This window comes from Chitinophaga sp., from assembly GCF_035761305.1.
Classification (GTDB): domain Bacteria; phylum Bacteroidota; class Bacteroidia; order Chitinophagales; family Chitinophagaceae; genus Chitinophaga.
Genome location: NZ_DASTRI010000209.1, coordinates 33,021 through 44,859, shown reverse-complemented (window position 1 = coordinate 44,859; position 11,839 = coordinate 33,021). Strand labels below are relative to the sequence as shown.

The following is an 11,839-nucleotide window of genomic DNA, read 5'->3' as shown; positions in this document are numbered from 1 at the left end:
CTGTCTGTTGTGGAATTTCCTTGCGCGGGAACCAGGGATAAATAAAAGAGAGGCACAAGTGCCTCTCCTTCCGCCATTCTAAAACCTGATCAATAATCAGGATTCTGTTCCAGAGCTGAGACCCCATTGGTCGCGCTCAAATCAATTTGCCGCTGCGGTATCGGGTAATAATCATTTTTTGGCTCTACGAATTTCACGCCTTTTAACAGGCTCATTATTGTTGTTTCGTATGCAATATACGCATTTATAGTGGAACTTGCCTCTCCCCAACGCACTAAATCAAAAAATCTGTGCCCTTCCATGGCAAATTCCAATTTTCTTTCAAAATGCACTGCTTTGCGGGCAGCTGCCTTGTCGGTCCAGGGATCGTCGTAAGTGCTTATTTTATAATTGGCTGCAGGCCCGGTGCCGGCGCTGTTTTGCACCCACCCGGCCTCATTTGCGGCGCGGGTGCGTATCGTGTTAACATATTCCCGGGCTTTTTCCAGGGAACCTATTTCCACTTCGCATTCTGCGGCCCAAAGGATCACATCGGCGTAGCGGACCAGGATGTAGTTAATGGCGGTAAGGCCATTGGTCCAGGAAGAACCGTCTGTAAGCACTTTTTCCTGCGACTTGTAATATACGTTCTTTTTAGGTGAGTACGGGCCGCCGTTTGACTGGTCGCGTACCCAGGAAATACCAGGGTGCAGGCCCCAGTCGAGATAAGGAATGCCCCTGCGGCCAACCGTCCAGTCAAGGCGGGGGTCCAGCAACCCTGCGTCCGGGGTGAAGGCGGCATCGGCAGCTACGCCCATATCGCTTTTTACCTGGTTGGCGCCGGTGTTGTAAGAGCCGTCCAGCAAAGGCAGGCCGGCTGCCGTTGTGCGGAACGAGTTCACCAGCTCCTGTGTGGGCTGGAAAAACCCGCAGCAACCGCCGGGGGCGCCTTTATCGGAATAGGGAAAGTTCAGTATCTGGTCGGGGTTGGAGTTATTGCCGGCGCCGCCATCGTTAACGGATGACTGTACGGCAAATATGGATTCAGGGCCGTTCTTGGTTTCTGCATTGTAGTTATCCTGGAAACGGGCTGCCAGGGCGTATTTTACGCCTTTGGGATTTACGCCGTTTGCCATAATAGCTTCCAGCAGCGGTTTGGCTTCTGTATACTTTTTCTCAAACATATAGGCCTTTGCCAGGAAAGCGGCAGCGGCCCATTTGTTGGCGCGGCCCACCTGGTCCATCCTTTCGGGCAGGGAGTCGTAGGCGGCTTTAAGGTCGGCTTCTATTTTAGGCCAGGCATCTTCGGTGTTGGCTACCTTGTAGTTGTTATTTACATAATCAATGCTTTCATCTACATAAGGTATCTTGTTCCACATTTTTTTAGCTTCCAGGTGATAGAAGCCCCGCAGGAAGCGTGCCTCTGCGCGAATGCGGCCACGCACCTCATCCGATACATCGGCCAGGGCCAGGGCCTTTAATACGTTGTTGGAGCGGGCCACCCCATCGTACACAGCTTTCCATTTCACATTAAAATAGTCGTTGGTAGGCAGGGCTTCATACCTTTCAATCGGGTTCACATCGGCCTGGTCGCCGGCGTTGGAGCCTTTATGCGCATCGCCGCCGGCAATGCTGCCATATACCCAGTTGGTAGAGGATGCCTGCCAGTTAAACCCGTTATAGTTACCATCCAGCACGGCATAGGCGCCTATAAGCAGCTCTTCTACCCCTTTCTGGGTTTGCACATCCGCATCGCCCAGCTGCCCGATGGGCTCCCGGGAGAGGAAAGATTTTTTACAGGCATACAGCGCAAAAGCCATCCCTCCCGCTATCAGCAACATGCCTATGATCATTTTATTTTTCATGTGGAAATTTTTTGCTTTTAGTGACCACCTGCAACCGGGTTTGCTATTGTACGATGGCTGTTGCCCGGTTGCAGGTGTATTTATTACTAATGTTCTGTTTTTAGAATATAGCGCTTACGCCCAGTATGAACTGGCGTGTAAGCGGGTAGTTACCATAATCCACCCCAAAGTTGGTATCAACACCGCTCACGGCAGGATCCAGGCCCTTATAGCCGGTAATGGTGAACAGGTTGGTAGACTGTACATATACCTTCAGCTTTTCCATACCAATGTGCCGGGTAACGGCAACCGGCAGCGTATAGCTAAGCTGTACGTTCCTGGCGCGCAGGTAGGCGCCGTTCTCCATGTAATAAGAGTTGGGTTGCGTGTTGGTGCTGAAGTTAGACACGTCTTCAAATATGGGTGTGGTAGCCCCTTTGTTATCAGGCGTCCAGGAGTCGCGCACGCGGCCGCTGATGGCCTGCCCCGGGAAAGAAGGGAAGAAATCGGTGAACCAGCGGGTGTAGTTGATCACCTTGGCGCCGGTTACCGCGTAGAAGAACATGTTAAAATCAAATCCCTTGTAGCCGATGGTGATATCCAGGCCGGAGGTTACGCGCGGGTTGGGATCGCCAAAGAAAGTACGGTCGTTGGCGGTGATCTTTTTATCGCCATCCACATCGCGGTACTTGAAACGGCCGGGGCCGGCGCCGTCCTGCGCAGGGCTGTTCTTTACATCGTCATCATCCTGGAAAAGTCCTATTACATCATAGCCATAGAAGGCGGAAATGGGGTGGCCCACCGCATTACGGGTGAAGGTGCCTATGCGGGATGATCCAAAGCTGTTACCGTCGAAATAATCGGTTCCTTCAGACAGCCTGGTGATCTTATTCTTATATGTTGTTAAGGTTAAATTGGCTTCGTAGCGCCAGTTTTTGGCAAAGGTGCCACGCTTGATGATCTGCATGTCAATACCTCTGTTACTCATGCTGGCTACGTTAATAGTAGGATAGGTTACCTGGCCTACTGTACCGGGCAGCTCCGGGTTGAAAAGGAGGTTGCTGGTTTTTTTGTCGTAAATATCGAATATGATGTCCAGGCTGTTGTTGAACAGGGTGGCGTCCAAACCTACGTTAGTGGTTATATTGGTTTCCCACTGGCCGGCGGGGTTGCCGATCCTGGCTTTATTAAGACCCTCGAAAGTGGCGGTGCTGGAACCATCAATGGCGTAGGCAGAGAAAGAGGCGCTGGCGGCGTACAGGTTGTACTGGTTGTTCAGGTCAATACGCTGGTTACCCATTTTACCCCAACCGCCGCGTATCTTCAGCTCATTGATCCAGGGTACGCCTTTCAGGAAGGCTTCCTGGCTGATGCGCCAGCCGGCGGATATAGCCGGGAAGGTGCCGTAACGGTTATCTATACCAAAGTTGGAGGAGCCGTCCCTTCTGAGCACGCCGCTAATAAGGTAGCGGTCCATAAAGGTATAATCCACCTTACCGAATACGGAGAAAATATCGTTGCCCGGGCTGCCGTCGCTGCCTACTGTACGGCCGGATGATTGTGTAGTGGTAAGAGTACGGTAGTTCACCGCATTGGTAAAGGGGTTAAGGCCTGTACCGTTTATGCTGCGGCCCGCGCCGTCGCGGATGGCTTCTATACCTGCCAGGGCTTTGATGTTATGTATACCGTTAAAGGTATGCTCATAGCGTAAGGTGTTGGTCCAGGTCCAGCTGTAACCGTAACCGCCGCTTTCATACAGCTGATCACTTCCTATATTTTCAGAGTTTTCATAGGTGCGGGAGGTAATACCGTTGGCGTAAAAGCTGAACAGGGTACCTCCGAAGCTGCTGCGGAAGGTGAGGTCTTTTGCCAGGTCGGCCTCTGCATAAACGTTGCCGAACAGGCCAAAGGCATGCCCTTTATTATCTTTTGCACGGGTTTGGTTGGCTACCGGGTTGCTGGGGTTATTAAACCCTTTGGCTGCAGTACCGGCCCAGCCGCCCATTACATCATACACGGGTATGAGGGGGTTCATACGGTAGGCCAGGGAGATGGCGTTCCCTTCATTCAGGTTGGTCAGCTGCGGGTTATCGCGGTAGGTCATCTGAATGTTTTCCCCGATGCGTACCCGGTTCTTAATAGAGAACTCGGAGTTAGCGCGGATGCTGTAGCGTTTCAGGTAGGTGTTCAGCACCACGCCCTGCTGGTCGTAATAACCAAAGCCGGCGTAGAAACGTGAATTTTCATTACCGCCTGAAAGGCCTACTGCATGCTGCTGTATGGGGGCGGTACGGGTTATTTCATCATACCAGTTTGTACCGCTTTTATTGGCTTTTACGATCTGGTAGATGGCGCCCTTATTAAAGTCAACGTTATACAGGCTGGGATTTATGGCAGGATCGCCTTCAAACACCCCTGTTTTGCTGCCGGCCAGGATGTAGTCGGGCAGCACTGCGTTTACGCCATTGCCATACTGCGGGTGGGTAGGGTTGCCATTGGCTTCTACCTTACCGGCATTACGCTCGGCAATCCATGTCCATTTGGCGGTTTCTTCGGGGTTCAGTATGTCAAAACCCTTACCCGGTGTTTGCCAGCCGTAGGAACCATCGTAGGTTACCTGTATCTTTCCGTCGCTGCGGCGGCTGCCATGCTTGGTGGTGATCACTATTACGCCTGCAGATGCGCGCGCACCGTAAATAGAGGCGGAGCCGGCATCTTTCAGTACGGTAGTGGTTTCAATATCAAAACTGTTCAGGTTCTCAATGCTGAAGGTGGGCACGCCATCCACAATGTACAGCGGCTCGTTGCCGGCAAAAGAGGCGAAACCGCGGATGCGTACCAGGCTGGTGGTACCGGGCTGGCCGGATGACAGCACTGTTAAACCGGCTACGCGGCCCTGCAGCTGCTGTTCAGCATTACCGGCGGGTACAGCCACTAGCTCTTTGGCTTTTACAGTAGAAACAGCGCCGATAATGTCTTTACGCGCCTGGGTGGTGTAACCTGTTACCACCAGCTCATTCAGGGAGCTGGCTGAGGTTTCCAGGCGAATGTTAAAGGTAGAAGTACTGCCTACCGGTATTTCCTGCTGTTTATACCCCACAAAGGAAACTACCAGGGTGGCGTTGGAGGGTACTGATAATGAAAAGGCACCATTCACATCGGTGACGGTGCCGGTACTGGTACCTTTAACCTGTACAGTAGCGCCTGTAACGGGTTCATTGTTCTCTGCAGTAATTTTTCCGGAAATTTTCCTGGTTTGGGCAAAAGTGCTGTTGAAGCAGCATAGTAACAGCAAACAACAGCACCCTGCCACCAGGTAGTGGTAGATTTTTTTCATAACGTGGCTTTATAAAGGCTTATTTGTGTGTGATTATTTTACAGAATAGATTTTGGTCCTTTAAGGTTAATGATAACTAACAATAAAATCTTTGGTAACGTGGCAATAAATAAAATAGATTATTAAATCCTGTCTGATTTCGATTTTGGTTGTTCAAATCTGCTCTTTATCGTGCTATTTGTTGCACCAATTTATAACTTTATTTTAACAAAGACAAGTGTTTATTTCACCTTTAAAAAAAATTTCCGCTTATACACCTGCAAAATGTATAAAATAATCATAGTTCACACAGACATTTATAATTTGTGTTAAAAATCTATATATACCGATGACTATCGTTATGAAAATTTTCAATGTTTTCTTTTGCCTGGTATTTATTGTTTTTGCCGGTTTGCAGTATAATGACCCGGACCCTTATGTGTGGATGCCGATATACCTGTATGCCGCGGTGATGTGCGCACAGGCGGCCCGTCATAAGTTTTACCGGGGCGCCTACCTGGTAGGCATTTTTGTGTACCTGGTTTACGCCGTGTATCTTTTCTTTGACAAATACGGGGTTATGGACTGGGCGCTGCATCACCATGCAGAAAATATAGCGGAAAGCATGAAGGCTGCCAAGCCCTGGATAGAGGAAACCCGCGAGTTCTTTGGGCTGGCCATACTGGTGGTGGTATTGCTGATTGATTATGTGTATGCAGGCAGGAAAAGAAGATAGCTTTAGCTGCCAGGGGCAGGTTTTTGAACCATGCAGGATGCATGTAGGAAAGATGTGGGGGTTTAGTAATACCTTCCGATCAGCTTATTTTCCACAATGGCCTTCCGCAGCTCCAGCATATTTACCGCGCCCTGGTGACGGTACACAATTTTGCCACCGGGCTCCACCAGCAGCGTATACGGAAGGGCGCCCTGCCATTCAGGATCAACCGCTTCTATCAGCTGGTATTTATCATCGCCGCTGTACAGGTAATTTTTATTGGAGGCCTCCAGCTTTTTGAGCTGCGCCAGGGCTTTGCTCATTTTCCCGGGATTGTCGGTTGTAATAGTAATGAACTCAAAGTCCCGCTCGCGGTACATACGGTCTGTATCAATAAAAGACGGCAGCTCCTGCATGCAGGGCCCGCACCAGGTGGCCCATATGTTAATGAGGCGCAGCTTATCCCCGTTATTTTTCAGCAACGCTTTAATACCTTCCACTCCCAGCGTATCGAGGGTTACGGGGCGTTGCGCCCACTCTTTATATAATTGGGCGTTGTACTCATTTTTCCAGGCCCATTTAATGGAACAGCCAAAAGTTTTTTGTACCGGATGCTTCACCTCCTCATGATGCAGTACCGCATCTATGGCACTCCGTATATCTTCTGCATGGCCGGTGCCAGGCTTTTCCTTACTATCGAGGCGGCCGGTGTATTGCAGCTTGCGGCGCCCGTCAAATACAAACGCATGGGGGGTGGCTACCGGGCCATAAGCCATTGCCACCTGCTGGCTATCCCCATCATATAAATACGGGAAGTTAAAGGCATGCTCTTTGGCCCTCAGCTTCATTTCATCATAGGTATCGCTCATTTCCGTATAGCCCAGCTCTCCCAGGTTTATGGCCGTGGGGTTGTTGGGCGATATAACCACTACGGCTACCTGCTGCGGTTCATAATCCTTGGCCAGCTGCTTAATACGCTCCTCATAGGCCTGTGCTGTAGGACAATGGTTACAGCTGAAAATAACGGCCAGCACTTTGGCTTTGTCAAAACTGTTCAGGGTATAGGTTTTACCATCGGTGCCCTTCAAGGAAAACGCCGGCGCTGCGGCTCCAATAGACAAGGTTTTGGGCTCCGGGTGGTGGCTTTGGGCAATTGCGGCTATGGCTAAGGCCATGAACAGGGTGGAGAGGAGGTGCTTTTTCATAACTGATAGCTTAAGATGTTGCGTATTTAAATTTAATAGATTTCAAACACTCCTTGTTCGCTGTTCGCGATTTGCAAACAAAAAACACTATCTTCACAGGCATGAAAGCTCATAATGGCATGCGACCACAGGATATAGTAATTCTCCTGAAAATACTTAGTATTGAGTTAAACTGGCAGTACCGTGACCTGGCAACTGATTTATTTATTAGTGTTTCCGAAATATCTGAGTCTTTAAGCAGAAGTCATATTGCAGGATTGGTAGATGAAAGCCGGCGAAGAGTTTATCGCCAATCTTTAATGGAGTTTATAGAACATGGGCTGCATTATGTGTTCCCCCAACTGCCGGGAACAATGGTAACAGGAATGCCTACTGCACACTCACATACTTTTTTCAAAGCTCATTTTGCAGCAGAACTGAACTATGTCTGGCCAGACGAAAAAGGATGGATAAGAGGGCTTTCCATTACGCCATTACATAAAGGAGTACCGGAGGCAGCAAAAAAAGATGAACAGCTATACAAATGGCTTGCTGCAATAGATATAATCCGGGTAGGACGGATTAGGGAAGTCCAGTTTGCCCTTGATATGTTAAAAAAGGAAATTCTAATATGAGCCATACACAAAACATTACCCGGATAAAGGCAGTGCACCAAGCGCTGGAAGAACTGGCGAATGAAGTGGTGTTTGTGGGCGGAGCTACGGTCTCTTTATATGCCGACCGTCCAGCTGAAGAAATCAGGCCCACAGAAGATGTAGATATTTTGATAGAGTTAATGAATTATTCTAATTATGCTGCTATTGAAGAAAAGCTGCGTTTGAAAGGTTTTGCTAATGATGTGGAATCGGGAATAATTTGCCGTTACCGGGTTCATGGCATTATTGTAGACATAATGCCAACTGATGAAAGCATATTGGGTTTTACAAATAAATGGTACTCTGAAGGATATAAACATTCCATGCAAATTAGCCTTGGAAACAATGTGATCAGAATATTTCAACCTGCCTGGTTTATTGGCTCCAAGCTAGAAGCATTCAGGAACAGGGGCGGCAATGATGGAAGAATGAGCAGTGACTTTGAAGATATTGTTTTTGTGCTGAACAACAGGGATAATATCTGGGATGAGATAAAAACAGCCACGCCCTTATTAAAAACATATCTCAACCAGCAATTTCAGGAACTGCTGTCAAATAAATATATCTATGAGTGGATTAGTGCTCACCTTGACTATGTGGAACAGCGAAGAGTAAATTACATTATTGGCGGATTACAACACACTTTTGAATAAAAACAAACAGGCCACCTGTTTCCAGGCGGCCTGTTTTACAATTCCATTCTTAAAAACTAGTTATTTGGATATCAGCTGCCAGCTGGCAATACCAATAGGCGTTTTTTCTGCCGCATCGGCTGCCTTAAGGCGGAAATACAACGTATGCTGCTTACCGTCTGATACAGGTGCAAAGCTGATGAGCGCTGTATTGGGCGTGGGCGCTGTTTTCATGCCGGGGCCTACGGTTACCTCTCCCAGCTTAGTGCCCTGCAGGCCGTCCAGCAATACTTCTATGGTGTAGCCATATTGCGGCGCCTGTTGTGCAAAGTAAGTGATTTCAATACCGCTTACTTCCGTAAGGTCAAGGTTATTATAAGCAGCCCAGCCGGTGGTGTTAGCGGCCGGCAGCAGAAACTTCTTCCCATCCATGCTGTAGGTAGATACGCCATCTGCCTTGTCGTAATCACCGGCAGACAGTTTGGAATTATACAGCTCTGCACTGGCCATGCCGGTAATGGGCTTAATACCAGGGCCGCCTTTATCCGTATAGCTGGCGGAGAGATAAAGCACGCCGTTATCTTTTAATGGGTTGCCCATGGTAGGATCAATGGAGCTTTTCAGCGGCAGGCTTTGCGGCTTTTTGGCATCTGCCGCCTGCGACATTACCCATTCCACGATCTGGTGCGCTTCACTATTGGTGATGGTGGGGTGCGCCGACATAGCAGTTTCGCCCCATACACCGGCGCCGCCTTTAATGATCTTATTGGCCAGGTAGTCCGGCGCAGCAGGATCGTTCTTATACTTCTCCGCTACCTGCTTAAAGGATGGGCCGATGGATTTTTCATCTACCTTATGGCAGGTTTTACAATCGCTGGACTCCATAATGTTCTTGCCGGCAATGGCGCCGGTAATTACCTGGTGTCCCTGTGGCAGCGCGGCTTTATCGCGGCCTTCCACATAATCGGCTTTTACATAAATGTTAGATACATCCAGCTTGCCGTTTTCAGTGCTGCCGTCTTCCTTGTCGTTCACCGTTACAGTGTAATGCACCTGTTTGCCGGGGAAGTAGAACATCTTGTTACCGATGATGTTTATTTTCACATCCGGTGTTTCATTGCCTGCATACAAAGTAGTGGTATAGCTGCGGGTGCTGGCGCCTTTATCGTCTGTTACCTCTACTGCTACCGGGTATTCGCCGGCAGTGTTAAAGGTGTACTCAACTTCCGGCTCCTGCGTTTCCTTTTTGCTGCCATTGCCAAAATACCACAGGTATTTGAGGGCGTCGCCATCCGGATCGGTGGATTTGCGGGCGCTGAGCTTTACTGTGAAGGGCAGGCCGCCTGTAAGCTTGTTTACGGTAAGCACTGCTTTCGGCGGACGGTTACCACCGTTATAGTCTATACGTACCAGGCCGGCGTCTGCATTTTTGCTGAACCATCCGTTCCCATATTCCAGTATGTACATACGGCCATCCGGGCCCATTTCCATATCAATGGGGGCATTGAGCTTGGTATGTTCCATAAAGGGCTCCATTTTGGAGTAGCTGCCGTCCGGGTTCATGGTTACGGCTTTGATCCAGCCGCGCACCCAGTCGTAAATAAACAGCTTGCCGTTATAGTAATCCGGGAAGCGGGTGGCCTGCTGGTTGGGATAGAGGTCGCTGTAATACACCGGCCCTGCCATGGCATTACGGCCGCCGCTGCCTACCTGCGGGAAATCCGGGGATTTGGCATACGGGTACCATATAAAGGCCGGCTGCGCGGGCGGCAGGTCTTTTATACCAGTGTTGTTGCGCGAAGTATTTACCGGGTGGGCAGGATCAAAAGGAGGCCCGCTTTCGCCGGTTTCATAATTATACAAACGATACGGGTAGTTATTACCTACGAACAAAGGATAACCGAAGTTGCCGGCTTTTTTGGCCTGGTTTACCTCATCGTAGCCGCGGGGGCCGCGTGCAGGATCATCGTTATTAGCATCCGGGCCTACTTCGCCCCAGTACAGGTAACCGGTTTTTTTATCAACAGATATACGGTAAGGATTACGTGTACCCATTACGTATATCTCCGGCCTTGTTTTGGGCGTACCGGGTTTAAACAGGTTGCCTTCGGGTATGGAGTAGCTGCCATCCTGGTTCACTTTTATGCGCAGTATCTTACCCCGCAGGTCGTTACTGTTGGCGCCTGTGCGGCGGTCGTCGTACTGCTCATGGCCGGGACGGTCGTCCAGCGGCGCATAGCCTTTGCTCACATATTTCTGGCCCGGTTCGTCAAAAGGCGTGCTGTTATCTCCTGTTGAGAGATACAACAGCCCGTTTGCATCAAACGTAAGCGAGCCGCCGGTATGGCAGCAGATGTTGCGTTGTGAATACAGCTGCAGGATAATTTTTTCCGATGCGGTATCGAGCTTATTGTTCTCGAACTTAAAGCGCGACAGCCGGTTTACAGAAGTATCTGCAGGGGAATAATACAGGTAAACGTAGTGGTTGTTCTTAAAATCCGGATCGGCGGTAATGCCCAACAGGCCTTCTTCGGCATTTACATTCGGCACATCTGTTTTATAGTACACACGCAGCTTGCCTGCTTCTGAAAGCTTTTTGGTGGCCTGATCGTAATACATGATCTCACCGCGGCGCTGTACTACCAGTATGCTCAGGTCGGGCAGTATAGCCATTTCCGTTGGTTCAAAGAACTGACCGGATACCAGCACGGTTTTGGTAAAGCGGTCCTCTTCCGGTACGCGCAGGGTGGTGGCTTTATTGTAATCCATATACTGGTTACGGCCAATAGCGTATTTGATGCCGCCCAGCAGGTGCTTCAGGTAATTGGGCTCGGTATAGCTTTCTTCGGTATGGCCCAGCTCTGTGTAAAAGGCGCGGCCGCCGTCGAAATCATGGTACCAGCTAATAGGATGCTGCTCTCCCATGGTGCCGCCCTGGTAGGTTTTTTCATCTACCGTAATGAGCACGTGAATGGATTTATCTACTTTTTTAAAGTTGTACCATTCATCGGTGTGCTCCCATTGTTCCGGCAGGTCTTTGGTAGCCTGGAAGGTTTTATCCTTTACCGTTAGCGTGGCTTTGTGCACGCCCGGCGGGTGGTTGTTGAAGTAGGCGCCTACCAGCTGGCCGTACCAGCCCCAGTCGTACTCTGTATCGGTAGCAGCGTGTACACCTACAAAGCCGCCGCCGGCCTGTATGTATCTTTCAAAATCTGCTTCCTGGTAGTGGTTCAGCACATCGCCGGTGGTGTTCAGGAAAATTACTGCAGCGTATTGTTGCAGGCTGTCTTCGCAGAACCGGTTTGCATTTTCAGTGGTGTCTACCTCAAAGCCGTTTTCTTCGCCCAGCTTTTGAATGGCTTTAATGCCGGCGGGTATAGCGGAATGCCGGAAACCCGTGGTTTTGGAAAACACCAGTACTTTGGGTTTTCCGGGGCGGGTTTTGTGGCATGCGGTTATGAGAACGCCCAGGCTCAACATAACCGCGATAGCAAGTATATATCTCATTTTTCA

At 49.7% G+C, this 11,839-nt stretch carries 7 protein-coding genes; 3 read left to right on the top strand and 4 right to left on the bottom strand.

Features of this window, described 5'->3' with window-relative positions:
• Positions 1-89 precede the first annotated feature (89 nt).
• Together VFS25_RS17670 and VFS25_RS17665 are read right to left on the bottom strand one after the other, a co-directional pair.
• Positions 90-1,844: a RagB/SusD family nutrient uptake outer membrane protein gene (locus VFS25_RS17670; protein ID WP_326463494.1), complete on the bottom strand. Its 1,755-nt coding sequence runs from the start codon at positions 1,842-1,844 to the stop codon at positions 90-92.
• A gap of 100 nt (positions 1,845-1,944) precedes the next feature.
• Entirely contained in the window at positions 1,945-5,160 is a 3,216-nt protein-coding gene (locus VFS25_RS17665; RefSeq protein WP_326463493.1) for a TonB-dependent receptor, read from the bottom strand.
• Positions 5,161-5,500: 340 nt separating this feature from the next.
• Here VFS25_RS17665 and VFS25_RS17660 point away from each other — a divergent pair, with 340 nt between their 5' ends.
• Positions 5,501-5,875: a transmembrane 220 family protein gene (locus VFS25_RS17660; protein ID WP_326463492.1), complete on the top strand. Its 375-nt coding sequence runs from the start codon at positions 5,501-5,503 to the stop codon at positions 5,873-5,875.
• 62 nt (positions 5,876-5,937) lie between these two features.
• Here VFS25_RS17660 and VFS25_RS17655 read toward each other — a convergent pair whose 3' ends face one another.
• Complete coding sequence (locus VFS25_RS17655; RefSeq protein ID WP_326463491.1) at positions 5,938-7,059, bottom strand: redoxin family protein; 1,122 nt, start codon at positions 7,057-7,059, stop codon at positions 5,938-5,940.
• 101 nt (positions 7,060-7,160) lie between these two features.
• Between VFS25_RS17655 and VFS25_RS17650 the strand changes: the two genes are divergently transcribed.
• Both VFS25_RS17650 and VFS25_RS17645 read left to right on the top strand, forming a co-directional pair.
• Positions 7,161-7,673 carry a hypothetical protein gene (locus VFS25_RS17650; RefSeq protein WP_326463490.1) on the top strand — a complete coding sequence of 171 codons (513 nt, stop codon included), beginning with the start codon at positions 7,161-7,163 and terminating at the stop codon, positions 7,671-7,673.
• Positions 7,670-8,347, top strand: a complete 678-nt coding sequence (locus tag VFS25_RS17645; protein ID WP_326463489.1) for a nucleotidyl transferase AbiEii/AbiGii toxin family protein — start codon at positions 7,670-7,672, stop codon at positions 8,345-8,347. Before VFS25_RS17650 ends, VFS25_RS17645 begins: the two co-directional genes overlap by 4 nt.
• A 60-nt stretch (positions 8,348-8,407) precedes the next feature.
• On the opposite strand, the gene VFS25_RS17640 is transcribed toward VFS25_RS17645, so the two are convergent.
• The gene (locus tag VFS25_RS17640) at positions 8,408-11,833 is read right to left on the bottom strand and encodes a ThuA domain-containing protein (protein ID WP_326463488.1); all 3,426 of its coding nucleotides are present in this window, start codon (positions 11,831-11,833) and stop codon (positions 8,408-8,410) included.
• Between the last annotated feature and the right edge of the window lie 6 nt (positions 11,834-11,839).